This window comes from Marinoscillum pacificum (genome assembly GCF_024714495.1).
Lineage (GTDB): Bacteria > Bacteroidota > Bacteroidia > Cytophagales > Cyclobacteriaceae > Marinoscillum > Marinoscillum pacificum.
In genome coordinates this window covers 1,495,644-1,521,740 of sequence record NZ_JAMZMJ010000001.1, presented here as the reverse complement: position 1 = coordinate 1,521,740, position 26,097 = coordinate 1,495,644, and the positions used below count along the sequence as shown (strand labels likewise).

Annotated in this window: 30 protein-coding genes; 16 read left to right on the top strand and 14 right to left on the bottom strand. The window is 38.9% G+C overall.

The genetic code is table 11. The features are described from left to right. The first annotated feature begins 1 nt into the window (after position 1). Complete coding sequence (locus NXS00_RS06575; protein ID WP_258098330.1) at positions 2 to 1,312, top strand: amidohydrolase family protein; 1,311 nt, start codon at positions 2 to 4, stop codon at positions 1,310 to 1,312. Between the two features lie 49 nt (positions 1,313 to 1,361). Here NXS00_RS06575 and NXS00_RS06570 read toward each other — a convergent pair whose 3' ends face one another. Together NXS00_RS06570 and NXS00_RS06565 are read right to left on the bottom strand one after the other, a co-directional pair. Then, on the bottom strand, positions 1,362 to 2,084 hold the full coding sequence (locus NXS00_RS06570) for a hypothetical protein (protein WP_258098329.1): 723 nt from the start codon (positions 2,082 to 2,084) through the stop codon (positions 1,362 to 1,364). Between the two features lie 95 nt (positions 2,085 to 2,179). Beyond that, complete coding sequence (locus NXS00_RS06565) at positions 2,180 to 3,475, bottom strand: amidohydrolase (RefSeq protein ID WP_258098328.1); 1,296 nt, start codon at positions 3,473 to 3,475, stop codon at positions 2,180 to 2,182. A gap of 128 nt (positions 3,476 to 3,603) precedes the next feature. On the opposite strand from NXS00_RS06565, the gene NXS00_RS06560 reads away from it, so the two are divergent. The 7 genes from NXS00_RS06560 (at position 3,604) to NXS00_RS06530 (ending at position 7,611) form a co-directional block, all read left to right on the top strand. Beyond that, a complete protein-coding gene (locus tag NXS00_RS06560) occupies positions 3,604 to 4,044 on the top strand; it encodes a DinB family protein (protein WP_258098327.1) in 441 nt (146 codons plus the stop codon). Continuing rightward, complete coding sequence (locus tag NXS00_RS06555; protein ID WP_258098326.1) at positions 4,041 to 4,898, top strand: helix-turn-helix domain-containing protein; 858 nt, start codon at positions 4,041 to 4,043, stop codon at positions 4,896 to 4,898. The genes NXS00_RS06560 and NXS00_RS06555 overlap by 4 nt, the downstream gene beginning before the upstream one ends. Before the next feature lie 91 nt (positions 4,899 to 4,989). Next, positions 4,990 to 5,343: a hypothetical protein gene (locus NXS00_RS06550; RefSeq protein ID WP_258098325.1), complete on the top strand. Its 354-nt coding sequence runs from the start codon at positions 4,990 to 4,992 to the stop codon at positions 5,341 to 5,343. Positions 5,344 to 5,345: 2 nt separating this feature from the next. Continuing rightward, entirely contained in the window at positions 5,346 to 5,837 is a 492-nt protein-coding gene (locus NXS00_RS06545; RefSeq protein WP_258098324.1) for an anthrone oxygenase family protein, read from the top strand. 22 nt (positions 5,838 to 5,859) lie between these two features. Beyond that, the gene (locus tag NXS00_RS06540; protein WP_258098323.1) at positions 5,860 to 6,696 is read left to right on the top strand and encodes an NAD(P)H-binding protein; all 837 of its coding nucleotides are present in this window, start codon (positions 5,860 to 5,862) and stop codon (positions 6,694 to 6,696) included. 58 nt (positions 6,697 to 6,754) lie between these two features. Then, entirely contained in the window at positions 6,755 to 7,138 is a 384-nt protein-coding gene (locus tag NXS00_RS06535) for a DUF5367 family protein (protein WP_258098322.1), read from the top strand. Between the two features lie 23 nt (positions 7,139 to 7,161). Further along, entirely contained in the window at positions 7,162 to 7,611 is a 450-nt protein-coding gene (locus tag NXS00_RS06530; protein ID WP_258098321.1) for a GNAT family N-acetyltransferase, read from the top strand. Between the two features lie 2 nt (positions 7,612 to 7,613). On the opposite strand, the gene NXS00_RS06525 is transcribed toward NXS00_RS06530, so the two are convergent. From NXS00_RS06525 to NXS00_RS06510, 4 genes are all read right to left on the bottom strand, one after another. Further along, positions 7,614 to 8,207 carry a dihydrofolate reductase family protein gene (locus tag NXS00_RS06525; RefSeq protein ID WP_258098320.1) on the bottom strand — a complete coding sequence of 198 codons (594 nt, stop codon included), beginning with the start codon at positions 8,205 to 8,207 and terminating at the stop codon, positions 7,614 to 7,616. Positions 8,208 to 8,297: 90 nt separating this feature from the next. After that, entirely contained in the window at positions 8,298 to 9,284 is a 987-nt protein-coding gene (locus tag NXS00_RS06520; RefSeq protein WP_258098319.1) for a proline iminopeptidase-family hydrolase, read from the bottom strand. 55 nt (positions 9,285 to 9,339) lie between these two features. Beyond that, the gene (locus NXS00_RS06515; RefSeq protein ID WP_258098318.1) at positions 9,340 to 9,873 is read right to left on the bottom strand and encodes a hypothetical protein; all 534 of its coding nucleotides are present in this window, start codon (positions 9,871 to 9,873) and stop codon (positions 9,340 to 9,342) included. 158 nt (positions 9,874 to 10,031) lie between these two features. Continuing rightward, positions 10,032 to 11,255 carry a hypothetical protein gene (locus NXS00_RS06510; protein WP_258098317.1) on the bottom strand — a complete coding sequence of 408 codons (1,224 nt, stop codon included), beginning with the start codon at positions 11,253 to 11,255 and terminating at the stop codon, positions 10,032 to 10,034. Between the two features lie 332 nt (positions 11,256 to 11,587). On the opposite strand from NXS00_RS06510, the gene NXS00_RS06505 reads away from it, so the two are divergent. Continuing rightward, positions 11,588 to 12,022: a hypothetical protein gene (locus NXS00_RS06505; RefSeq protein WP_258098316.1), complete on the top strand. Its 435-nt coding sequence runs from the start codon at positions 11,588 to 11,590 to the stop codon at positions 12,020 to 12,022. Between the two features lie 5 nt (positions 12,023 to 12,027). On the opposite strand, the gene NXS00_RS06500 is transcribed toward NXS00_RS06505, so the two are convergent. Genes NXS00_RS06500 through NXS00_RS06490 form a run of 3 tightly spaced genes read right to left on the bottom strand, consistent with a single transcriptional unit; the run spans position 12,028 to position 15,094 of the window. Then, positions 12,028 to 12,576: a hypothetical protein gene (locus tag NXS00_RS06500; protein ID WP_258098315.1), complete on the bottom strand. Its 549-nt coding sequence runs from the start codon at positions 12,574 to 12,576 to the stop codon at positions 12,028 to 12,030. Further along, positions 12,569 to 13,147 carry an RNA polymerase sigma factor gene (locus NXS00_RS06495; protein ID WP_258098314.1) on the bottom strand — a complete coding sequence of 193 codons (579 nt, stop codon included), beginning with the start codon at positions 13,145 to 13,147 and terminating at the stop codon, positions 12,569 to 12,571. Before NXS00_RS06495 ends, NXS00_RS06500 begins: the two co-directional genes overlap by 8 nt. Beyond that, on the bottom strand, positions 13,148 to 15,094 hold the full coding sequence (locus NXS00_RS06490; protein ID WP_258098313.1) for a formylglycine-generating enzyme family protein: 1,947 nt from the start codon (positions 15,092 to 15,094) through the stop codon (positions 13,148 to 13,150). 289 nt (positions 15,095 to 15,383) lie between these two features. Here NXS00_RS06490 and rsgA point away from each other — a divergent pair, with 289 nt between their 5' ends. From rsgA to NXS00_RS06460, 6 genes are all read left to right on the top strand, one after another. After that, positions 15,384 to 16,445, top strand: coding sequence for a ribosome small subunit-dependent GTPase A (gene rsgA, locus NXS00_RS06485; protein WP_258098312.1), 1,062 nt, complete (start codon positions 15,384 to 15,386; stop codon positions 16,443 to 16,445). Positions 16,446 to 16,534: 89 nt separating this feature from the next. Further along, entirely contained in the window at positions 16,535 to 17,662 is a 1,128-nt protein-coding gene (locus NXS00_RS06480; protein ID WP_258098311.1) for a peroxiredoxin family protein, read from the top strand. Positions 17,663 to 17,691: 29 nt separating this feature from the next. Next, positions 17,692 to 18,234, top strand: a complete 543-nt coding sequence (locus tag NXS00_RS06475; RefSeq protein WP_258098310.1) for a DUF6624 domain-containing protein — start codon at positions 17,692 to 17,694, stop codon at positions 18,232 to 18,234. A 30-nt stretch (positions 18,235 to 18,264) separates the two neighbouring features. Next, positions 18,265 to 19,008: a hypothetical protein gene (locus NXS00_RS06470; protein ID WP_258098309.1), complete on the top strand. Its 744-nt coding sequence runs from the start codon at positions 18,265 to 18,267 to the stop codon at positions 19,006 to 19,008. A 32-nt stretch (positions 19,009 to 19,040) separates the two neighbouring features. Further along, on the top strand, positions 19,041 to 19,715 hold the full coding sequence (locus tag NXS00_RS06465) for a hypothetical protein (protein ID WP_258098308.1): 675 nt from the start codon (positions 19,041 to 19,043) through the stop codon (positions 19,713 to 19,715). 47 nt (positions 19,716 to 19,762) lie between these two features. Further along, a complete protein-coding gene (locus NXS00_RS06460) occupies positions 19,763 to 20,431 on the top strand; it encodes an outer membrane beta-barrel protein (RefSeq protein WP_258098307.1) in 669 nt (222 codons plus the stop codon). 71 nt (positions 20,432 to 20,502) lie between these two features. On the opposite strand, the gene NXS00_RS06455 is transcribed toward NXS00_RS06460, so the two are convergent. From NXS00_RS06455 to NXS00_RS06435, 4 genes are all read right to left on the bottom strand, one after another. Further along, on the bottom strand, positions 20,503 to 21,342 hold the full coding sequence (locus NXS00_RS06455; protein WP_258098306.1) for an SDR family oxidoreductase: 840 nt from the start codon (positions 21,340 to 21,342) through the stop codon (positions 20,503 to 20,505). 60 nt (positions 21,343 to 21,402) lie between these two features. Next, positions 21,403 to 21,813 carry an Rrf2 family transcriptional regulator gene (locus NXS00_RS06450; protein ID WP_258098305.1) on the bottom strand — a complete coding sequence of 137 codons (411 nt, stop codon included), beginning with the start codon at positions 21,811 to 21,813 and terminating at the stop codon, positions 21,403 to 21,405. Positions 21,814 to 21,915: 102 nt separating this feature from the next. Next, positions 21,916 to 22,587, bottom strand: a complete 672-nt coding sequence (locus NXS00_RS06445; protein ID WP_258098304.1) for a heavy metal transporter — start codon at positions 22,585 to 22,587, stop codon at positions 21,916 to 21,918. Between the two features lie 103 nt (positions 22,588 to 22,690). After that, on the bottom strand, positions 22,691 to 23,803 hold the full coding sequence (locus tag NXS00_RS06435; RefSeq protein WP_308708668.1) for a sialate O-acetylesterase: 1,113 nt from the start codon (positions 23,801 to 23,803) through the stop codon (positions 22,691 to 22,693). Between the two features lie 217 nt (positions 23,804 to 24,020). Here NXS00_RS06435 and NXS00_RS06430 point away from each other — a divergent pair, with 217 nt between their 5' ends. After that, a complete protein-coding gene (locus NXS00_RS06430; protein WP_258098303.1) occupies positions 24,021 to 24,485 on the top strand; it encodes a DoxX family protein in 465 nt (154 codons plus the stop codon). Positions 24,486 to 24,559: 74 nt separating this feature from the next. Here NXS00_RS06430 and NXS00_RS06425 read toward each other — a convergent pair whose 3' ends face one another. Then, positions 24,560 to 25,978 (bottom strand): RICIN domain-containing protein, encoded by a 1,419-nt coding sequence (locus tag NXS00_RS06425; protein WP_258098302.1) that lies wholly within the window; start codon positions 25,976 to 25,978, stop codon positions 24,560 to 24,562. Positions 25,979 to 26,097 lie beyond the last annotated feature (119 nt).

Below are 26,097 nucleotides of genomic sequence, written 5' to 3'. Positions count from 1 at the left end.
CATGAAAAGACAGATATTAACATACATCGTTGGACTATTAGCTGTGACAGCTGCTTTTGCACAAGTTCCAGCTCCAGGGTCTGCTCAGACAGAGCCGATTGCCATCATGAATGGTACCGCTCATTTGGGTAATGGTACAGTTATTGAAAACTCTATCATTACGTTTGAAAATGGAAAAATCACCATGGTCGCTAATGCAACGACCGTAAGAGTTGATCTTTCAGGATATAAGCAAGTAGATGCTTCTGGAAAGCACATCTATCCAGGTCTAATCTTGCCAAAAACCAAATTGGGATTGGAAGAGGTAGCATCTGTAAGAGCTACTTTGGATAATAACGAAACGGGAAGTATCAATCCAAATGTGAGATCTGCGATTGCCTATAATACGGATTCTGAGATTATTCCTACAATGAAGTTTACTGGAATCCAGATTGCACAGATTACTCCTCAGGGAGGTACAATCCCTGGTACAAGTAGTATTATGCAGTTGGATGCCTGGAATTGGGAAGATGGTTTGTATAAAGTGGATGATGGAGTTCATGTCAACTGGCCTGCACTTTCATATGGTCCAAGATGGTGGCGTGGTGAAACAGAGCGAAGAGCCAATGAAAACTACAAAGATCAGGTAGGAGAGATTCTGCAGTTGATAGCGGACACTAAGTCGTACATGGAAAGTAAGCCTGCTGAGCGTAATTTGAAGCTAGAAGCCATGATTCCGGTAGTTACCGGTGAGTCACAGCTATTTGTGAATGCCGATCATGCTAAAGAAATCATGGAAGCTATCCAGACGTTGAAAGGTGCTGGTATTCCAAATATAGTGTTGACAGGAGCTGCAGATGTGTGGTATGTGAAAGATTTCATCAAGGCTAATAATATTCCAGTATTGATAACCAATGTTCACAGAGTGCCAGCAAGAAACTCTGAAGATTATGATCTCCCTTACAAATTGCCTGCGCTTCTTCACAAAGAAGGAATTCTTGTGGGTCTTACTTATGAAAACGGTATGTTAGCTAGTGCAAGAAATCTTCCTTTCTTCGCAGGAACTACTGCTGTCTACGGAGAGTTAGATAAAGAAGAGGCTTTGAAGTTAGTGACTTCAAATACTGCTAAAATCCTGAAAATAGATGATATGACAGGAACTATTGAGCAGGGTAAAGATGCCAACATCGTAATCTCTGGTGGTGATATTCTTGATATGAGAAGCAATATTATTGTTGCATCTTACATCCAGGGTAGAGAAGTAGAGCTTCATGCTATGCAGCAAAGGCTGTATGAGAAGTTCAAAGAAAAATATGAGAGTCAAATGGACTAGGTCCGACCTATATAGATTAAGAGAAAAGGCCGGCATTTGCTGGCCTTTTTTAATTTGTAGCTAGTTGTACAATGGTAGCATTGGAGTCATCATTCCATTTGTACAAGCCAGACATATGATCTGAGTTCATCGCCATGGTATTACTGTAGTGCATTAATCCTACTTTATCCCGTCCACGATAGAAGACAACTGATTTATTGCCTGAATCCAGTTTGTATTCGTATTTGTAGGGAGCTGTTGCTACCATCTCGAACTTCATAGAATCCATTTTAGGTCCTATAATGGAGTACTTTCCGTTAAAGTCCCCAGCTGGTTTGTTTTCCTTGTTTAAGCGGGCTACTTCGTAATAAAGTGTGTCATTTTCTTCTATGATTTGGTGAATGAGTTTTCCATTTCTGGCATTCATGTAGAACTTCCCAAAATCTGGATTGTCAGAAGAAAAGCATATTAGATTCTTAAAGCTGCAATTTTCATTCCTATATAGCACTTGATCAAAACCTTCCCAGTTTACCACAGCTTCAGAGTCATTGATCTTAACATCTACCAGGTATTTATCAGCAACAACATACTGTCCATTAAATGAAGGAGAGTCTGCAATGGAAGTATCTGCGTCTAAATGCTTTATTGAGTGAGTAATGGGAATGTATTCTTGAGGCGGAGTTTCTTTTGTTGAATCCGGAACTCTAACATGTGAATCGGTAACTATTGTTTTATTGTTGGAATTACAAGCAGCTGCAATGATCCCAACTATGAGTAGCGAGTGGAGTTTCATGTGAGACGGTTTAGTGTTTTTTCTACCTATCTAACATGAAACTTCAGCTTTTGTTTCTATGCATAATGCAAATATTTATAAAATAAGTATAAGACCTATTTATACATATAACCCAATGTTGCTGCTAGCATAGATTTTACACCAGTAATCATTCCCGAATCATCCACATAAAAATCAGGAGTATGATGTGGAGCTGCCTTTGTTGGATCTTGATCTGTTGGGCATCCTCCAACGAAGAAGAAAAATGATGGTACTTCATTCGCATAAAATGAAAAATCTTCTGCTCCTGTCATTGCTTTTTTAAGGTAAACATTTTCAGCTCCTATAGCATTGGAAATGAATGGGACCAATGTAGCTGTCAGGTCTGGATTATTGTACGTAACTGGGACATGGCTTTCTATGATCAAATCGATCTCAGCTCCCATTGCTTCACCAATGTTCGTTGCTACACGTCTAAAGTCTTCATGTAATTTCTTTTGCATTTCAGGGTCCAATGTTCGGATGGTTCCGATCATTTCGACTTCTTCAGGAATGATATTATTTCTAACTCCACCTCTAATTAAACCCACGGACAACACCGCTGCTTCTTTCGTTAATTCTGTGTTTCTACTAATCACAGTCTGCATTCCGGTGATAATCTGACCAGCAGTCACTACTGGGTCTATACTAGTCCATGGTGTAGAACCATGTGATTGTTTTCCTTTGATTTTCATCACCCATCGGTCTGCAGCAGCCATAGTTCCGCCTGGTTTGTAGCTAACTGTACCTGCTGGAGTTTGTGCATTGATGTGGAGGCCAATCATTACATCGATATCTGGGTTTTTCATAACACCTTCTTTTACCATCAACTTGGCGCCACCTTCTTCTCCAGGAGGAGGACCTTCTTCAGCAGGTTGAAACACAAACTTGACAGTTCCCCTCAAATCGTTTTTCATTTTGCTGAGCACTTCTGCAGTAGCCATAAGAATGGAAATATGGGTGTCATGACCACACGCGTGCATTACACCTGTTTCTATTCCATTATAATTGGAGGTGGTGGTTGATTTCCATTCCAACTCTACTCGCTCTGTGACCGGTAATGCGTCAATATCAGCTCTTAAACCAATAACCGGACCTGGTTTTGCACCTTTCAAAATGGCTACAACACCAGTTTTGGCAACACCTGTCTGAACTTCGAATCCTAATGATTTCAGGTGTGCAGCAATCTTTTCCGCTGTTTTAAATTCCCTATTGGATAGCTCTGGGTTTTCATGAAAGTCATGTCGCCATTCGATCATTTTAGTTTCGATATCTTCGGCTAATTGATTCGCTTTACTGGAAACCTTTGCTGGTTGGGCAAACATGCTGATAGAAGCAAGGCACAGCATGAATAAAAGGAAGGATTTTTTCATATGGTATTAAATTTCTCTTTCCCTAAAGTAATTGTCCATCGTTGAAATTGAAAATCAATGTTTTGGATGGTTTAAATAAATCATGTTCGGTCTTGACTGAATAGGTTGTGTTGATATAACTTGTCTTCATGGTTATCTTCTTTAAAGATTTATTTGGGTATCACAGGCATTTCAATCAGGAGATCTTAGAACTTTTACAAACACATGAAGGTGAGATAAGTAAGCGCTCTATTCCACTTATTTCACATATAATCAATGCTCACCAAATTTGGAATTCGCGAATTTTGGGAGATGAGTCTTTTGGTGTAAGTGATGTGCACACACTAACTGAGTGTGCTAAGTATGATCAGACTAATTATTTGAATTCTTTAGATATTTTAGATGATAGAGATCTTGATGAACGAATTGCGTACAAAAACTCGAAAGGTAATTCTTATGAAAATAGCATTCAGGAGATGCTATTTCAAGTAGTTAATCATACTACCCATCATCGAGGACAGATTATCTCAGATCTCCGAGCGAGTGGTATTACTCCACCAGTAACCGACTATATCTGGTATAAAAGATGACAAGAGATATAGTAGATATCAATGATTTTACGATTTTGGTGGAAACTGGAAATTCAGAATCCCCTACCGTTGATGCCTGTCATTTTGACGAGCCTGTCATTGCTGTCGCTTTTTATGGTTCTGGGAATGTGCATCTCAATGTGAAGTATAAGAATAAGCTACAGGAGTATGATTACACCAAGGGGTTAGCTTTATCTTTTTATGGTGATGAACAAGTGGTTTTTGAACATGTGGTCTCTTCAGAGAAACCATTGGAGTGTGCCGTTATTGCTACCGCGGCCCGACACCTGGATAATTTACCTGAGCAAGAAGGAGAGTTGTTTGCAGAATTGTTAGAGCAGCTGGTACACCCGAAAGATCACTATGTTGCTGGACCACAATTTTTTATGTCTCCAGAGATGCAATCCATTGTAGATCAGATATTTCATATACAATATGAAGGGAAGGCAAAAATGATGTTCTTCCGAAGCCAGATTACTTCATTACTAGCACACTTCTTTGGCCAGCTGTCGATCAATGCCAATGAAAAGTTGCCGACAGATGATCGTGATCGATTGGAAAAAGCCAGAGATATATTAATAGCTAATCTGAACTCACCACCTTCGCTTTCTGAACTTTCTAAAGAAATTGGGCTTAATACCCACAAACTTAAGAAGAGCTTTAAAGAAGTTTTTGGAGTGCCTGTTTTTAAATACCTCCAAAACGAACGCTTAAATACTGCACACGAATTGATCAGAACAGGAGAGAAGAGTATTCAGGAAGCCGCCTGGGAAGTAGGTTATGATAGTCTGAGCTCTTTTTCTAATGCCTTTGCTGGCAAGTTTGGATTTCGTCCTAGTGAAATCAAGCATTAATCCTTTTCGAACAAATTAAGCTCCTTTTCGAACAAGCCAACAGATAAGATAAGATTCAATTTTGTCTCATAATCATTTACAGAAAATGAAGATGAGACTATTTAAACCAAACTATCTGAAAGTGGTCGTTATCCTGTTTGGGATAGCGATCATTCCAGCTTTCCGATTAACCACTTTACCTACGGTAATTGAGGCAAGAGTTATTGCTGAAGAAAGTGAGTTGGAAAGAGCGGCACTTGATATTTTGAAATCCAAGTGCAATGTATGTCACACTAGAAAGAACCCTAAAAAGGTTTTTACATCGAAGAATATTTCGGACTTAGCCCCAAAGATTTATCAGCAGGTTTTCATCAAGCGACGCATGCCAAAGGGCAAAGAAGTTAAGCTGACGACTCAAGAATATGCAGTGCTGGAGAAGTGGTTGTTCACTCAAGACATCTTTTAGTTATGGCTTTTACTAAATCATTGAGTTTGTACCTGGCCATATTTCTTACAGGTTTGTCTGCTGGTCTGTTTTATGCATGGGCGGTTTCAGTCATTCCAGGGACTAAAAAATTGTTGGATTTGACGTATCTCCAAACCATGCAGTCAATTAATAAAGAAATACTGAATCCAGCTTTCTTTCTGAGCTTTTTCGGAAGCTTGTTGCTCTTGATGATCAGTTCTGTACAGCAGTATGGCCACGGAGTTACCTTCTGGCTAGTAGTTGCCGCTACTTTGACCTACCTCTTGGGGACTTTCGCAGTTACTGCATTCGGCAATGTGCCATTAAACGATGAACTGGATGCGTTGAATTTGTCTGAATTATCAGAGACTCAACTTTCAGATTTCAGACAATACTATGAAGTGCGTTGGAATAGGCTTCATTTCATCAGGACATGGAGCGCACTTGGGGCCTTTTTGTTGGCTTTAGCAAGCTCTTTCACCATCAAATATTGAATAAATCAAAACACAAAATAACATGAGTACTAAAACATTAGTCATTGGAGGAACCGGTAAAACCGGTCGAAAAGTAGTAGCAAAACTGCAAGCACTTGGTGAGGAAGTGCGCATTGGATCTAGAAATGGTTTTCCTGCATTTGATTGGCAGGATCAGTCAGGCTGGTCAGATGCTCTTCAGGGAATCACTCAAGTATATATCACCTTTCAGCCTGATCTGGCTGTTCCAGGAGCACTGGATGCCATTGAAGGATTGGTGAAAGAAGCTAAGAAGTCAGGTGTGCAAAAGCTTGTATTATTATCGGGTAAAGGAGAGCGTGAAGCCGAACTTTGTGAGCAGGTGGTGATCCACTCTGGATTGGATTATACCATTGTTCGTGCCAGCTGGTTTATGGAAAACTTTAGCGAGAGCTTCTTCCTGGATCCGATTTTGGCGGGACATGTTGCTTTACCAAAACCAGAAGCAAAAGTACCTTATGTAAGCACCGATGATATTGCTGAAGTAGTGGTGAAAGCCTTGACTGAGGATCATAATGGGCAATTATATGAATTGACAGGCGCAGAATTGCTCACTTTTGAACAAGTGATCAACAAGATTGATGAAGCATCAGGTAGAAATATCGCATTTACACCCATTTCATTATCAGCGTATGTGACGATGCTGGAAGAGCACCAGGTGCCTAAGGATTATATCTGGCTGATCAATTACTTGTTCACCGAGGTGCTAGGTACAGAAGGAAATGATGTGGTCACTCAGGATATTGAAAAGGTGCTGAATAGACCTGCTACTTCTTTTGATCAATACGTAAAGAATACGGTGAAAACTGGGGTTTGGAATCCAGAAGTTACAGTTCAATAATGGTTTAACGTGGCCTAAGAGTCTTGTGATTCTTTGGTCACCTTAATTTGATTATCATATGTCGTTAGTAAGAGTTTTAATTGTTTCAATTGTTCTATGGATGATTGGTGCACTTGTTTTTTCAATTGCTTCAATGCTACCATTCATTCAAAAAACTCAAAATGGAGCTTCTTTGATACTCGCAGTATTACTTATTCCACTTGCCATAATTGGATCACGTTTTTACTACCATGGAGGGAAGAAAGTCCATGGAGTTTTACTTGGGCTGTTTATGCTTAGCGTTTCTATTTTGATGGATGCCCTCATCACAGTACCCATGTTTATATTGCCGAGCGGCGGTAGTTACTACTCATTTTTTATAGATCTAGGTTTTTGGAGTGTGGGAATGGTTTATGTAGGTGCAGTGGCTTGTTGCTATCAGTTTTATTGGATAAAAAGGTAGATTATAGTCAAAATTAGAGATTGATGAAGGTCAGAAAAGCTACAAAAGACGATGTATTTGCTATTGTTGCCATGCTTGCGGATGATGATTTGGGAGCTAAGCGTGAGAATTTTCAACAGCCGTTGCCTGAAGTGTATCTAAAAGCTTTCGAAGTAATCATAAGTGATCCACATCAGGAGTTGATGGTGGTTGAAAAGGAGCAGGAAGTGATAGGGACAATGCAATTGTCATTCATTCAGTATTTGACTTATCAAGGTGGCGTGCGGGCACAAATTGAAGCTGTCAGAATCAGAAAAGATCAGCGTGGTACAGGTCTGGGGACTCAAATGTTTGAGTGGGCCATTAACCGAGCAAAAGAACGGGGAGCTCATGTATTGCAATTAACTTCAGACAAGCAACGTCGAGATGCGATTCGGTTCTATGAGTCCCTTGGTTTCGTAGCTACCCACGAAGGAATGAAGTTGCATTTTTAATTTTACTCCCCGGATTGTCCTGTCTTCACTTTTCCTGCTTTGCGATAAGTTGCAATAATTACTCCTTTTGAGGTGGTAACCTGATCAATTGGCTCGAATGTTGCTGGATAAGCCTGATTGTCAAAAAGCTTCTTTCCATTTCCAAGGAGTAATGGATGAATCTTGAGCCTTAGTTCATCTACAAGGTTGTGCTTCAATAAAAGCTTTACCAATTCACTACTTCCCCAAACATGAAGATCTGATCCGTTGGTGTTTTTGAGTTGTTGAATGTTTTCTAAACTCTTGAGGAACCGGGTGTTTTGCCAGTGTGATTCAATTCTTGAATTTGATAAAACATATTTCATCCCACTGTTGATGCCTGGCCAAAAATCGCTATGACTTGGCCAATAGGCTTCCCAGATTTCGAATGTTTTTCTCCCGAGAAGGTATTCTGCAGGTTCCAATTCTTTCTTGACAACCTGCCCATATAGGTCATCACCAAGCGGAGCAGTCCATCCTCCATATTGAAAATCTCCGGATCTATCCTCTTCAGGACCTCCAGGTGCTTGCATGACACCATCCAGGCTTATCATGGAGAATACAATTATTTTCCTCATATCCATCAAGTATTTGAATCCTTCAAAATTCACCAGATAGGATCAAATAACTACCACCTTAATCCGACAAGGATAGAGGTGAAATGCGTCTTAATCTTTGGAATCTTCAGCATCTATTCGGTTCGTAAAGTCTCTGTGGGCTTTTAGATAGGCTGGTTGATTGTCTCTGGTGGAGCCATGGCCAGCATTTGGGATTTCGATGAAGGAGGCATCAGGAACCATTTTTGTAAATAATTCAACAGTTTCTGGTCTTGCCTCATCATACTCACCTGTAGTGAATAAAACGGGCACCTTTATTCCTTTGAGAGCGTCAATATTCTCATAATTTAACAGCGTTCCTGTTGGGCTAAATTCACTAGGTCCCCACATGTAGTTGTAGATGTATGAATTACTCTTCACTTCTACAGAATCATATTTTGGGTCAATCAACTGATAGGAGAGAGTAGGCCATTCCGCTTCATCTTTGCGAACGAGGAAGTTTTTGAAAAATACGTCCATGGCGTCCTTGTAGGATTGACTTTCAAATTCATAATTAGTTTCTGCAAAATAGATGGCTTCCTGTATGCTGTCTGGAAGGGTGGAAACGAGTATGTCAGTATCTTTAATCCAGGTAGCGGTGGAGAAATACGGACTGTTGAATACAATGCCCTTGACACCATCAGGATATTTGGAATAGTACTCCAATGCCAAAGCGGTACCCCATGAATGTCCCATCAGATAAAATTCCTTCAGGTTTAATGTTTCTTTTACGGCTTTGACTTGCTCCACAAAATTCTCAACTGTAAGAAGTGTAGAGTCTTCATGGTAGCTGGATAGTCCGCTTCCCAATTGATCCATTAAGATCACGGGACGTTCTCTGGATAATTCTGCTAAACTCAAAAATGATTTACTTGTACCTCCAGGACCTCCGTGTAGACAAAGTAGGGGAGTAGCGTCACCTTCACCCATTACGCCAAACCAGACTTTTCCTCCCTGTATGTCAGCATAATAGCCTCCAGATTGCAGAGATGGATTGCCTTTCTCAGGAGATTGGCAAGCAATGAGAATAAAGAAAAGTAAACTGATGAATCTGTTCATGAACAAGTAATTTGTCCTGAAGATAGTGAATTCATCAGTTTGAGATGATCTAAAATTATTTAGAAGCTAATTCTGTTTGAGCTTTTTTGAGATCGTTTCGGTTAAGTGTTATAGTTCCACATTGAGACCAGTCTGCACCTTGTGGAAAACCAGAAAAATCATATTCAGAAGTGAATGTTGCAAAATGCTCAGTCATTTCAGGAAACTCTAAACCGTTTAGCCAATTGAAAAGGACATGTTTCAGTTGGCCTTCTTGATCAAAATGAAGTGTGAAAAAAATGGAACACTTCCGCTTTTCAAAGTCAAATTCGTCGAAGTTAACGGATGCAAGGAAGTTGTCTCTAAATTCTCTCCAGGTGTTGACTACTTTGATGTCTCTGCTTGCCTCGGAAGAGTCAGGAAAGTTAACTGATGATCTACTTGGATAATGATTCAGTAATGAGTCGGCAAAGTTGGTGTTTTTATATGCTCTGTAGTCGGCAAATTGAATGTCATTTATCGTCTTAGAGTAATATGTTTGATCGGTTTGTGCGAAAGACGAAACTCCAATCAGAAGTGTCAATAGAATGAATAAATTAAACGTTTTCATTAGGCTGTAAAAGTTAGTACTGTTTAATTAACCGGCAATTGTGATGTTTATTATAGGAAATACTAAATCAATTTGAATGTTGATCAATTATGAATAGAATTGCTGAGCTCTATTTTGTTAATCGCTTTCACGAGTTTGACTTATTTTCAAAGCTTTGCTTAAGAAATCCACTCCAAAATAACCTTGGCAATTTCCCATCCATTGGCGTCTTTTCGAACATAAATCAGATAGCCTTCTGCACCAAGACTTCCATAGTTGTAAGAAATTTCCAACAAACCCTGAGTTTTATCTTCATTAAAACCGACTCTGCTAAAGTCGATATATCCATCTAAATCTGGGTGTTTAGCTTCAAAGCGCTCCCAACCATTTGTTCTGGAAGTTTTGTTGCCACATTCATCTGTTTTATTGAAAAGATATGTGAGTTCTTCTTCTGAAAGCAAAGATTCAATCAATAGATCATCCAAGTATGCATTTGAATTAGCAGCGAATAAATAGTTGTCAAATAAGGAATTATCGAAATCAGAGAATTCGTTTTTAAGGTTAGATTCATAAGGTTCTACATTATTTAGAAAATGGATACGTGATTTTTGATTTACACTTACGTCCTTATCATCATACATGCTATCTAGTATGAGATTATAAATAATGTATTCGTTATCATCTAATTCATCTGCTGCATTCAATTCAAATTCAAGAGTCACATCAACTTCTTCCCCTGGTTCTTCCTCTTCTATGGTATTTGCTCTTTGAAAAATTGCTCGGAAATAACCATTCTCGAGATCGATGGACTCACCTTCGATGGAGTATAGAGTCACATCAAATGTTCCTTCTACAATGGCAGTACCATCATTTAATGCCATACTTTTTATGATATGAAATTTTGATGAGGGATTATTTCCATAGTAAGACGCATAAAATGATAGGTCTTCGTCTACATAAGAAATCGTGATTTCATCGGAGACAAAAGTTATGTCAATGTCTTTCTGAAAATCTCGGTCTCCACTTTCAAATGCCTCAAGAAACTTGCTTGTCTTTGGGTAATCTCCGGGATCAATCGGATAGTTGTTTAAGAACTCTAGCTCATTAATGTCAAACCATTTAGTTAATTCAATATCCATGGCGGTATTCTGACAGCTTGGGCTCGCCGAAAAGTCGCTCGAAAATAAAAACGCATAGGTTTCTGGTAGTACAGATCCACTTTCTGATGAAACAGGAAAAGAAAATGTGTTACTATTATTTGATGTCAGTTCAATAAGTTTTCCGTCAACCTCAAAGGTTACTAATGGAGTTAGTTCATCTTCATTAAAAGCTGGTGCGATCTCATCGTCTTTGCACGATGTGATGATGATTAGAGCAAGTAGAAGTGCTATTAGTTTTTGCATGGTTGTGTTTGATCTAAATGACCTTTTATCAGATCTGAAATAATTGATCTTTTATGGCTAAAGTTATTTTGAGAAAGTGAAATAGTTAATCAGTATGAACGTACTTGATTTCTTCTCTATTTACAAATAAAAACGGTATTTGTAAAAAAATTATTCTCCAGGTGAGATATGTTGTTCATCTGGTGATATAAAGTTAAGCTCTTAGAGCTTTAAGTATCGTGCAGTTACATTCACTAGCGTTTAATTCCTATTCACCATCTGACTGTCTATGAGTGCTTTGATTGGAAGAAGTTTGTAGCGAATTTCATATAAGCAAACAACCAGTTAAAACAATGAAAATACTAAAAAGCGCAGCTTGGGTAGGAGTTATATTTCTAATGTCTTGCTCAGCAGAAGATCCAGGTCCAACGGATTATACAGAACAAGTCGTTGGGGTATACGAGGCTACCTACTCCAGCAATTCCTATACGAATATTGAAGTGGTGATTGATATCACTCGTGTTGGATTGAATGAAATAGAAATTACGCCTCCAGAAGAATCAGGTCATACGGCATTCAAAGCTAAACTTGCGCCCATTTCCGGTGGATTAGTTGGTTTTTCGATTGCGCAACAGACATCTGATAGATACTATGTATGGGGTGAAAATCAGCGATCCGGTGCTTACAATGGAAGCTACATGCCCGATGATAATTCCATGTACTACAGTGTCGTGTATGAAGCTTTTGATGAAATAGATACAGTCACAGTCGTTGGAAGTCTTCGATGATTTTATCATCTTCCGCTCACTAAAAACTCGGTTAAATCTTGCTGCTCAGCCAGTGAACTTCCTTCTGTTGATTCTTGGGTTTTTTCAGATGGGACATTACTGGTAATGTAAACTGGTATTGTTTTCTGAATGACTTTTTCAATCACGATAGTATCAGGAGGCAGTTGTACCAGTAGAGTGTCTGTTTTGCCCGGTAAATATACTTCTTTGGTTACTTCGATCATATTTGGATGACTAGTGGTCCACCACCAGGAAGCTGTCATTATGAGAGCGATTAGCGTGATACTAGCATATGCCGGAATACGATAATTAAAGAGGCTATACCAGACTGGTCGATTCTTTTGTTTAAAACGTGTAGACAGGTTGTTGGCTACTAATCGTGAAACAGGCCTTTCCTGTGTTGCATGTGTTTCCTTGAAGAGTATTTGGTATTGCTCAAAGGACTTTTTGCCACCAAGGTGTTCATCTACCAGAAGTTTATCTTCCTGACTGAGCTCCTCATAATGTTTGGTCTGAATGAGGTGATCTATTTTAAGCAATTGATCATTATTCATGGTTCGTAATTTTTTGGTCTTCTATAGCTGTTAGTAATTGTTTGCGAAGGTTGAAAAGCCTGGATTTGACAGTTCCTGTAGGGATGTCAAAGGTCTCACTCAACTCTTCAATGGTCATTTCTTGTTGGTACCTCAACAGAAATATGCTACGGTTATCTTCCTCCAGGTTATTCATAGCCTTTGATAGTAAATCAAATTGAATGCTGTGATCTAGTTTGGTTTCTATATGTGCCAGGTGAATGCCTTCGGATTCCAAATGTTGTCGATAGGCTCGCTCAAAGCTGTTTTTTCGATAGGCGTTTTTGCACATATTAGCAGCAATTTGAAAGAGCCATGGTTTGACTTTGTACTCAATTTTGAAGAGCTCAGGTCGATCGATGACTTTAGTAAATAAATCTTGTACAAAGTCTTCTGCCATTTCAGCATCAGACCAGAGCATTTTGAAAAAGAATCCATTGAGGCGTGTAGCATAGCGATCATACAGGTTCTGAAACGCCCGATGATCCCCATTCTGGATGAGGACCATCAGTGTTTCATCTGTTTTTTTATGATAGGCGGTGAATAACCCCATTTATTCTTCAATTACCTCCATGAACACTCGGAAACCAACCGTGTGAGAGCGTTTATCGTAAAGATTGATACTATTGATGGTTGATTCTTCTGGCAAATGATTCCAGCTTCCACCCATTGCTTTTCCCGGCTCATTGATCATTTCCGCTACATTCCCTATCACGTCAAATAGCCCCATGTCATTAGAAAAGTATGTGCCAACAGGTGACATCAATTGAAAGCCATCTCCTTCAATTCCATTGGTGCATTTATAGCCTTCTGGTGTTTTTACATTGGCTAAATAGCAACCATGATCATTGACAATACTGTTTCTTGCCTTGAACCAGTCGCTATGATACCAAGGATAGCTTACACTGTCATAGTCTCCAATTCTGTATTCTTCAAAATAACGTGGTTTATCATTCCCATATGGTCTGGCTCTTACGATGTTGTCTTCGAAATTCCATGATTGGAAATTGACATAACCAAGTGCGGCCATAGTCCATTCTTTTTGCGTTGGAAGACGGAACTTCACCTTTTTGTATTTTCTACTTTCCTGAGCATTGTACTGTGCTGTTAACCACTCACAGTAAAGCTTAGCAGCTTCAAAAGTGATATCCATGGTTGGGTAGTCAGAATAGTTCATCACTTTTACTTTGTCATAATTGTAATGGTAGGTCTTAGCGAAAGCTCGATTCACTTCATCTAGCTTGGAGAAATCAAATTTGGCGATTTCATATAAATCATCGTAATGTTGATTTTCTAGATAATTTAAGAAAAACTGGTAATCCTTGTTGCTCAGTTCAGTGTCTGATGCATAAATGTTGTCCTTCACTTTCACATATCGTTTGTCCAGGATTTTTATATCCAATTCAACAATCTTGAAGTTTTTAGGTCCGGTCTTACTTGAGAGCAACATGTTGACCCGGCCACCAATCTGTGAACGATCAGCGATGGACTTAATTTGCTCCTCCAGAAATTTGGATTTGGCAGCATCGCCTTGCTGGTCATAATACTGTTTCAGTAGATAGAACGGTACGATGTAGTTGGTTTCCAGCGTTCTACCTGTAGCAGTTTTAGGTTCGCCATTGAAATCTACTGTTAGGTAATCCATCAGGAAGCGGTCTTCAATATTGGTCTTCAGGCTTTGATAATTGTTGATTTCAGTTTCACTCAACAAAGACGCCAGTCCTACTACATACAATTGATCATTGTATCGCTCGAAAGTTTGTTTCGGTAAGGTAAGCGCATAATAGAAGTTTTGATCTGGGTTGTTTTCCGTGAGATTATCCAACTGGCCATTTACTGTTTCTATGTCATAAGCTTTTAGAATGCGTTGCTGATAGTCTTCCAGACCTAGTAGCTCGAGGTTTAGGATCTTCACATCTTTACGAACACCAAGCTCATCCTGGAGCACCCAGATAGGAATGGTGGTGTGCTCACCTTCAGTTAGTAGTACTCCATTTTCTCCAACCGACATCAAGACATTGTAGGCGTAGTTGAGTAGACTTGGATACATCATATTGGTTTCGAATAGCTGATGGGAGTAATAGGCTCTATCCATTCCTTTTACTTCTGCCAGCACAATTTTGTCTGCCAGAATATCAGTGGATTTGAGGTTAGCTACTGCTTTATCTAATAGTAAGATACCTTCTGAAGTGTAGCCAAGTGTTTTCGCTGTGGTCCAATGTGCTTCTCCAGAATTAGGAAATAGCTCATTGATTTCTTCGGAGAGTGACTTTAACTCAGAGGATGGGATGCCGCTATACTGCGCTGCTTTAAAGCATTCCATCCAACCTTTTTTGTCAAGTTTATTTTCTTCCAGGTATGTTTTCCATGATCTATATTTTTCCTGGTACCAGTTTCTGGCTTTCACCTCAGTGAGCTTGGATGGAATATCTTCCGGCCTATTTGCAGCCCAAAGAGGAGAAGCCAAAATGCATAACACAATGATTTTTAAGATTTTCATATCAATTCCTTAGTTATAAGTTAGTTGATCTTCCGGAAGTCAAAGGGTACTACACGCGAGAAATACTGAGGTTCATTGAGGATTGAAAAAAGTTTTTAGATTGAGTTATCTTTACCCTTTATGACTTCTAAGCTACATACTGAGTCGAACTAATAGGCAGGCTGTCTTTGACACCTGTCGATACTTCTATTAGATCCTAAGCCACTCACTCTGAGAATTGGCCAGATCATTTATTATCTAATTTTTTTAATACTACGAGTGTGAAATCACTCCAAAATAGAAGACAGAAATGACTTTAGAAGATATCGGGTATACATCCTTTTTAGAAAATTATAGAATTGAAAATAGCCTTGATACATTTAAGGTAGCTCGTGTAATTGCCGAACATAAGGAGCGCTACGAGGTAAAAACTGCTGAAGGTGAATATGAAGCTGAGATACTGGGTAACCTACGTTTTACTGCTAAAAGTAGAGCTGATTTTCCTTCAGTTGGGGATTGGGTAGCCATCTCCTTATATGATGATAGAGCTTTGATCCATGCTATTTATCCAAGGAAATCCTGCTTGGAAAGGCAGTCTGTAGGTAAGCATGGTGAAAAGCAAATCATCGCTGCGAATATCGATTATGCCTTTTTGGTACAGGCAGTAGATCGAGATTTTAGTGTTAACCGAATTGAACGCTATCTCACTATTTGCCATTCTGGTGGTGTGAGACCAATTGTATTGCTAAGCAAAGTTGATCTATTGGAAGCGCAACAACTTGATGAGTTGATCAATACGGTGAAACATCGACATGCTGAAGTTGATGTCATAGCCATTAGCGCTGAAACTTTGATAGGGATTGATAAAGTTCAAAAGCTCATCAGTTCAGGGAAAACCTCTTGTTTGCTTGGATCATCAGGAGTTGGTAAATCCACTTTGGTAAATAAACTGATAGGAAATGAGGTGATGAAGACTTCTGCTATTAGCAAGAGTATCAATAGAGGAAAGCATGTGACAACTCATCGAGAAATGCATTTTTTGCCAGGAGGAGGAATTCTTATTGATAATCCAGGAATGAGAGAGGTAGGAATTGCTGACGCTGCTGAAGGAATAGGAATGACCTTCGAATCAATTTCTGAGCTAGCTGAACAGTGCCGATTTAAGGATTGTAAACATTTATCGGAACTAGGTTGTGCTGTATTGGAGGCACTAGAAGGCGGAGATTTGGATGAAGCGTCTTACACCAATTACCAACGAATGATGCGTGAGAAGGCATATTTTGAAACATCTGCTGTTGATAAGCGACGAAAGGATAAGAAGTTTGGTAAAATGATGAAGAATTTTAAGAAAGGCGGATATAATAAGTATTAAGTATAATTAAGTTCACTATTACCGGTTAGTTTGGTCGGTAATAGTGGATTTTCTATATTCGATAAATAAGCCTTGATTAATTAATTTAAATGAAGTTTTTCTTACTTGTCTTGATAGTTGTTGCAACTCTGGGATATGGATGTCAACAAGAAGCGGTTAATCAAAAAATCACTTTAATAGGAAAAGTTCATCAAAGAAATAGCGATACACTTTTACTTGTGAAATCTGGTGATGATAGGAGATATCAGAATATTTCAATTCCGATAAATCAGGATAGTACCTTCTATTTTGAGTTCAATAAGCCAGAGAATGAGATTCAGTATGAACTCGTATTTCAAGATGAAAAATATATCTCAAGACCAATTCCGTTTATACCTGAAGTTGATACTATAGAGTTTGAATTGTATCCTCTAAAGCAGTGGGAGAAAAATATTACTAAGGGAAGTTCAGCTCTCAATCAACTTAAGGAATTTCAAAAGCTTGATCGAGAAGCTTTTAGAGATTCATATGGTGAGTTGTATGAAAAGCTGGACTCAGTTGATGAATCTGATTCAGTTTTAATGCAGTCTGTGAATAATCAACTTGATTCACTTCGTGATCAAGAAATTAATTGGATGCTCAAGTATTTTAAACTTAAAAACAATGTGTTCGCCTATGCCCAATTAATTGATCTCTTGAAATACAATGATTTCAATGGTCATTTTCCCGAAAACCTTATGGAGGTAGTTTCACATTTTGGAAGTGAGTTCCCAACACACCCGTATACTATGGATGTGACACTACGACTTGAATCAATGAAAAAGGTTCGAGTTGGAGGTAGTTATAGGGAATTTTCGGTTTTAGACAGTCTTGGAAAAAGCCATTTGGCGTCGGAATTAGTGGGTAAAAACAATATTATACTTATTGATCTGTGGTCACCATGGTGTGGATTCTGTATCAAGAAAAGCTTATCTATAAAGAGTGAATATGAAGAACTCGGAAATAAAGGGTTTGAGGTATTTGCTGTATTAGGAGGTATCAGGAATATATCTGAATATGAAAAGGCGGTAAAAAAGTATCAATATCCATGGCCTGTATATATCGAACTAAATGCGGAAAATGATATTTGGAGTAAGTACAATATTGATAATGCTGGTGGAGGTCAGTTCTTAATCGATCAATCCGGAACAATACTGGCTGTAAATCCAACTGTAGAAGAAATAAAGTCATTCTTGTGATTCAATTTAGACCTCTGTTAAATGCTATTATGGTTGTTCTTATTTCACTAACAACCTTGATTGGTTACAGCCAAAATTTAGGTTCCATCCGAGTGGAATTAGAGCAGCTCGAGTTGGGTAGCATCGAGCTTAGAAATCATGTAATGCCAACCATAAGAGATTACGGATTTAAATCACCGCAAATGGACTCGTTGAACCATGCGATCATGAAGTTCGATTCAATAGCTCTGCATAAAGTACAGTTCATTATTGATCAATATGGATGGCTGGGTAAAAGTGAGGTAGGAGTGGAGGCAAATCGAGCGTTGTTTTTAACGATACAACACGCTCAAGATCATTTAGTTAGAGAAAAGTATTTTCCATTGTTGAAAGCCTCTGCTGAAGCTGGGGAGTCTGATTTGACTGCCATGGCCACCATGCAGGATCGGATCCTGGTGGAACAGGGTGAAAAACAGCTTTATGGAACGCAATCAAGAATGGTTAATGGACAACAAGAGCTCTACCCCGTTGAAGACCCGGATGAATTGAATAAGCGTCGGAAGAAAGTAGGTTTAGGGAAAATGGAATATTGATAAAGAACCAGATAAGCCAGAATGATAACCATGAAGAAACTATTGCTATTCCCCATCATTGCGATTATAAGTACTCAGTGTAGCCAAAAGTCAACATTTGAAGCGGTGGATTGCGATTCGAATGGGCAAATTGAGAATGAGAATCTCCGTCATATTTTTAAGCCTTGCAGAGAATTTATTTATTCTGCCAAGTATTGGGATGAGGAATACAATCAGATTTCCAATGAGCTAATCCGAGTGGTGGTTAATGGCAATGCATGGGATTATCAGCCTGAGAGTCAGGATGAAATCACTATGCAATATGCCTATGATAGTACTCAAATTGATTTTTATAAGGAATACTCACTAAATCCGGAGATTGCTCACTGGACGGCAAAAACCACTACCGGTATCATTGAATCAGTTGATCATGTTTGGATGCATCCATTTCGCGACAACCAATACACCTTTACAGAAGTAGCTCCATTTCCTTCAGTGAATTTGCCATTAGAGGCAGGTAAGACCTGGTCAAGTGGGCTGAGTATTTATGAAGGTTGGGGAGTTTGGGCAGATTCTCGATTAGAAAATTCTTATGAGGTAATAGGATATGAACTAGTTGAATTGGAATTGGGAAATGTGGACGCCTGGCATATTTATGGTATAGGTTCAGCCACATTTGGTACTTCTACCCACAACTATTGGTTTCACCCAGATTATGGATTTATCAAGATGGTTTATAAAAACTATGCTGGTCAGCTATTGAAGTTTGAATTGGTGGAGGTGAATGATTTATGATGATGAGAATTATCTTTTTCATGTGTTTTCTTATGCTCAATATCATGGTGCAAGCCCAATCCATGTGTAATGATCGATTGGATACAACTCACTGGTTTTACAAATGGATGCATGCGGGTAAGGATAGGGACGATCAGAAAATATTGAATACTCCACCGAATGATCTATTCCCATCAGAATTAACCATTTCAAGAGATAGAATTGATACTTCGAGGTTAGATGAAAATGATTATCAACATGAATTGGTTGTAAAACTTCAGTTGAATGAGTTTGGTTTTGCCTTGGAAACCTTGGGAGAAGAACCAATATATAATGATACTCTTGAAATGGTTCGTTTAACTGAGACTGATGCTTGGAACAGGGTTTGGGTAATTCATTCTGTAACTTATTATGGCGATAGTTGCTTGGTCATATTTAAACATTTCGAAGATAAACTGTTAACTCAGCAGTGTAAGTGGCTTCCCAAAATTGAGTTTGATTATATGCAAAGCAGAATAAAACGGACTAACATTTTAAAATCCTCCAATTTTTTGAATGAAAGGAGTTCCGTAAGAGAATCTGGAATTGCCATAATGGATGGATCCTCAGTAGTGCTTGAACTAATGATTAATGGGAGATATCATCTAGTAACTCATGATAACCTATTCAAGTATTTTCCTGAGTATGGTTCAATTAAGCGTTGGTTCGATGGAAGGTTTGAGAACTGATAGGTTGTTTTTGAAAAGGTTTTAAATAAAAATAAATTAAAAGTGATATGAAAAAATTAACAGTTGTAATGATTGCTATCCTGACCGTAGGTTTAGGAAAAACGGTTGCTCAAACAGAGCAGGGAAATGTCTTGTTAGGCCTCTCAACCAATTTCAGTAGTGTGGGTTCTAATTCAGAATTCATGAACACCAGTATCTCAAGTATTTCATATAAAAGTGATGCAGCTGGATATGATGAGCCCGATCCGGATAAAACGTCAAGTATAAATATGACTCCAAAGATTGGTTTTTTAATAGCTGAAAACTTTGCTGCTGGTATAGATTTATCACTTTCGTATAGTTCTTCGAAAGATGGAGAGATTGACTTTACGAGCTCCCAGACTTTGTTCGGAGTGGGGCCTTTCTTACGTTATTATATCCCAGCGGGGGCTGTCTTACCATATTTTGAAGTGAATAGCTCTTTTGGAACCATTAAATCGAAGTATGAATGGAATTACGATACTTTGACAGATGAAGAGGAATCAAAAACTGCACTTACAAGCATAGGAGGAGGTGTAGGTGTTGCAGTACCTCTGGGAGAACACGCAACATTTGATCTTTTGGCAGGATTCAATTCCTTTACTTACAAGGAGAAGGAAGATAATGAGGATAATGAGCGAATAGTGATTGGTACTCTTGCTTTGAAAGCTGGATTCTCATTCTATCTGGGTAATTAATATAGAGTTTTGCAATAAAAAAAACCACCTCTTTCGGGGTGGTTTTCTATTCAACAACTACTGTTTCTGGCTTAAGCCAATACTGCTTTTACTGCCTCTGATAGAGGAGTAGTTGGTCGGCCGATTAAGCTTGATAATGTTTTACTATCATCAAATAAGTCTCCTTGGGAAGCGCTCACGTCCCAGTTAGCGATTGCATCAGCAAATGCATCTGGTAAGCCAAAGCCTTTCAGTGCTTTGCTATATTCTTCTTCTGGTAGGTTTGCATAAGGAATGTCTTTGCCGGTTTGCTTAGAGATTTCTGCTGCTAAATCAGATAAAGTATAAGCTTCATCTCCAGCTAATTCATATACTTTTCCATCATGTCCTGCGGAAGTCAAGACAACAGCGGCTGCTTCAGCAAAGTCCGTACGTGTTGCTGAGGCAATTTTGCCATCACCAGCACTGCCAATAAATGCTCCAGCTTCTATAGACGGTGGGATGGATGCTGTATAGTTCTCAGTATACCATCCGTTTCTTAAAATGGTATGTGTAATTCCTGAATCGGCTAATAATTTTTCTGTTGCTAAGTGTTCGCCCGCAAGACTGATAGTGGACTCATCAGCATGAAGGATGCTGGTGTATACAATGGATTGAACTCCAGCTTCTTTAGCAGCTTTGATAATGTTCTCATGCTGTCTTGCTCGCTGACCAATCTCATTACCAGAAATCAGTAATAATTTGTCGATTCCTTTTAATGATTCTGGTAATAGTTCTGGTTTGTCATAATCAAATGCTCTAGCTTCTATGCCTTCTACTTTCTCTGGTGAACGAACCAATGCGACCAAATTCGCTGCGTCTGTTTTTCCTTTTAATTGTTCTACTACAATACTTCCTAGTTGTCCTGTAGCTCCTGTGATTCCGATTTTCATATGATCTTTTGTTTTTATTTAATTGTAATAAAAAATGTTACATATATGGATAAAAAAATATCAATGGAATTGCTCCACGAAATTTTTCAAAGTTTTTCCTTTTAGTTTGTCTTCTACAGAATAATCAATTTCCATGAAAAGATGATCTAATTGTTTGTTGATGTCCTTGCCTATTGGGCATTTAGGATTAGGGTTTTGATTTCGTTTCCCCAGTACATCAGCGTTTTTAACAGTCAAGTAGATTTCAGCAAGTGTTATCTCCGAGCTAGGCTTACTAAGTTTAAAACCACCGTCTTTCCCTTTTCTGCTAATCACAAAACCTGCTTCATTGAGTACACTCAATTCTTTGCGCACAATCACCGGATTGATGTTGATGCTGCCTGCCATCCATTCGGATCTCATCCATTCTTCGTCTTTATCAGCCAGAAGTGTTAAGATGTGTAGAGCCGTTGCAAAGCGTGTGTTACTCATTGTTGATGCAAATATACTTCTTTAACTTAATTGTAATAAAAATAGTTACATTAAGAATTGAAAATATTTCATATTCTCTAGAAAAGCCCATTTAAGGGCTATTTACTTAAGTATTGATTTATATTGTTCAGCGATATAGTCATCAATCGCTTCGTAGAAATCTTCCAATTCCATTTCATCCATATCAATAGTCAAAGGATCTCCAGACTTCAACTCCAGGATCAACTTTTGATGTAACCCCTTAGCATCCTTGCTAATCTCCATTGATTGTATATCTGATAATGGTATTTTGCCCTCCAACGCATTGTTTTTGTATTCAATGTACGAACTGGTTAGTGTGAGAAAGTTATTGTAATTGTTGATGCCAGAGATCAATTTGGCAATAACTGGTAAAATCATGCAGACTGCTGCCCAACCGAAAAAGCGGAATGTATTAACTTCAAAATTGAAGTAGATGAAAACCACTATTGCTGGTATAGACAAGTATATTATGGCCTGTATTTTGAGCTTAGTTCGGTGGTTTCTAAAAATGAGTCCATCACCTTCAGGTTTTATTGTGATTGGAAATAGTATTTCTTCCCATAGGATCAATATCATGATCAAAACGGCCAGGCTTACTAAAAAGTAAGCTACATACATACTAAGAAAGCCGCTTAGGTTGGGTTGGTGTTTCTCAAATAGTTGGCCGGCGAGAAAGAAAACACAAGTAAAGATGATGATTAAGACTCCAATGCTAAAGTCTTTAGGATAGGTCTTACGAATCGTTTTTGTCATGATGGATTGTTAAAATCAATCAATAACTAAACGGAAATAAATACTTTCAAAACGGAGCTTCAAAGCTAATCCTTTCAAGCATCTAGACAACAAGCTTGAACCATTATTTGATAATGATTTTTTGTTGCTCCATGCCATCACTCGTCTTCAGTTGATAAATGTATGTTCCTGATTTCTGCTTGCTAAGGTTGTAGTTAATTGCATGTGATCCCTTGGTGTATTCTCCAGTCGTGATGATGTCTACCTCTTTACCAGCCAAATCCAAAAGACTAAGAGTAACATAGGTCGGCTCTCTAAGAATGAAGTGGAATGTTGTGGATTCTTCTGCTGGATTAGGATACGTTGGTTTTAGAATTTGAGAAGCATCGAGATGTGTGCTTAGAGGTGTGCTTGCCGGGTCGAGTAACTCAAGCATTTTTTCTGCATACCGTTTACCCATTTCTCGGTAACCTTCTGCGTTGAAGTGGATGTTGTCTTCCTGGTCAGTGCATCCACTTGATGAAATAACATATGAATTGTCCAGCACTTGAGGTAACTGGTTGATGATGTCGTTCATTCCTGCGAGTTGCCCATTCTGATCTTCATGAACCAATTCTCCTGCCAGTAGTGGTGTTTGGTCAGGGTTGAGTTCAAGATCTGCCACCAGATCATTATAAATCTTTTTGACTTTGTTTGGCCATTGTGCATCGCCATTGTTTGATTCTCCCTGATGTAGCAATATTCCTTTGACCACACCGTCTTTCTGGGCTTCTTTGGTCAGATTAACAAGGTATTGATACGGGTTTCCTTCGTATTCAGCTATGGTGTTTTGAAACCAATCTTCCTGATAGGTGTTGGTATAGCTTTCATAGATGTCTTTGTCAAACAGTTCCAGTCTGCAGCCACCAACAGAAACGTTGATGATGCCTATTCTAATGTGATCGGGTAGATTGTTGACCAGTGTTCTACCAAAATAATCAGCAGGGGACAGTCTGGTCCAGCACCGAGTTAATGGCGGAACAGCTGGATACCATTTGCCTTTTTCTCTGCTTAAATTAGAACAGTCGAGGCTCTGGAATACCTGAAAACGATCGTCAACCGTTCTATCCTGGCTTTCAATGGTTCCTTGTCCTTCCATGTTGGACTGTCCGAAACAAAGAAAAATGTAGAAACTAGGGTCTTGAGCGTGGACTAAGTGTGAACTTATTAAAAGAATAAAGCAAACAATAGTTTTCATAATATCAGGTATAATGCTTTGCTAAACCTACTATTTAATAATGGAGGGGATGGTACTGTTTTGTCATGTTGAAGCTCAAATCAACATTTGATAACCTATGCAGAAACATTTGGTCTGAACTGGTTTTTAATAGGTTTCACACCTCAAGAAACAGGTTTGAATTCACTTTTGCTTGTCAGAGGCTTGGTCATTTTTCTTTTTTGCCTCAAAAAAACACATGAAACCACTTTTTGTTTTGCTCATCACTTTTGGTCTGGTAGCTATTATTATGAAAGTGAGAACTAGACAATTTAACCTTCCTGTTGCTGGTAGAGTAGCCATGATGAGCATGTTGTGTTTCACAGCTTTGGGGCACTTTATGTTTGCCGAGGGAATGGCTCAGATGCTTCCTGATTTCGTGCCGCAGCGAGAATTAATAGTCTGGATAACAGGATTTCTTGAAATCTTGCTTGGTATCGGGTTATTGATTCCTCAACTATCAAAGAAAGTAGGAGTGGGGTTGATTCTATTCTTAATAGCTGTACTTCCTGCTAATGTTTATGCAGCATTAAACGAGGTGAACTATCAGACGGGAGAGTTGGATGGGCCAGGATTAAACTACCTATGGTTTCGAGTGCCTTTGCAGTTGTTTTTTATTGGTTGGGTCTATTTTTCATCAGTGAAAGCATACCAAAAAAGATAGCCCCGAAGATTTTCATCTTATGGAGCTACTTGTTTAGACGGGTCGTCTAATCTTAACCCAAGACTGCAGACAGATTAGTCTTGTTTGAAGAAGCGCTTAGTGATCGTTCCGTCTTGACCTGATAACCGAATCATGTAGTGCCCTGATTTTAGGTTTGTTATATTCAGGTCTACCACGTTAGATTCAATGGCTTTATCGCTTATTTTTCTTCCAGTCATATCAATTACTTCCATTTTTTGGAAGCTTGACTCTTCAAGATTCAAATGGATATCGTGTTGTGCTGGATTTGGATAGAGGAGGATTGGTTCATTTTTGGCACCCATGGCTACAATGCTCAAATCTTCTCTTGATCCGGAAGAGTTAATCATTTCCCATTGGGCGTTGGGATGTGTAGTATTGCTCCATTGTCCACAATTAGATCCATTGGAGGTCCTTCCCATGCCATCCAGGTATAAACCAGTTGTTCTGTTTCTAAGGCGATAGTAATTGCCGCTGTACTGAAGCAGTTCCCAATGTGAATTGTAAAGAGTCGTGTTGCTCCATTGACCACAGTCCGATCCATTGGTTGTTCTTCCCATGCCATCGAGATAAAGACCAGTGCCTCTATTTCTCAATTGGTAGTAATTGCCTCCTTGAGAAACGAGTTCCCACTGTGAATTGACATGAGATGTATTGCCGTATTGACCAACTGCTGCTCCATTGGTTGTACGTCCCATTCCATCGAGGTATAAACCGGTATTTCTATTCCTAAACTGAACGTAAGATGAAGAACCACCTCCAGAACCCGTATTAACAGAGAAATCATTGATTTCAAATCGTTGTGTTCCTGAAGTATTCGTGATTTCAAACCCGAACTGAATACTGTGTAAGTTGGCATTACCGAACCAACCATTGTTTCTCAACCACTGGGAGATCGCTGTGATGTCAACAGTTCCAGAATTGGTGTTGCTGGTTCGGAGAAACGAAAAGACTTCATTGCCGCCATTGTTACCTCGATAGATATTCCAGGTATGCCCACCTACATTGACATTGGTCGCTTCAGGACAAGCCGTGCTCGGATACCCATTACATCCGTAATTGTAAGATATAGGGCCGACACTTCCTGTGTAATTCATCCAAAGCATGATTTCATAGGCATAGTTGTCATACCAGATATCATACGCTGAGCTATAGGAGCCTCCTGATGGTCTACTGACGTTAAATGAGGAGCTTATCTGTCCCATGTTGTCTACATTGACACTAAGCTGTTTCTCAGAATTTGGGTAGGACTTGATACCACCACCGGTGTGATTAGCGTCTACATACCAGTCATCTTCTGCATAAGCCGTCATGCATTGCGAGCCTCCGTTTGCTCCCCAGATATTGTTGTAGATGTTATATCCGTTAACGGAGGTGTTGGCCCATTGATCGCATGATTGCAGAATTTGAGCATTTGAATTGAATTGATGCAGGAATATTCCAAGCATCATGAAAAGTGTGAGTACTTTTTTCATAGGGTTTCATTTTTGGTTGAACAAAAAGTTATGAAACCATTATGAAGAATAATATTTGATAAGACATCCTTATACCTACATACTTACATTATTTACCATATTTACAATATTACACCTAT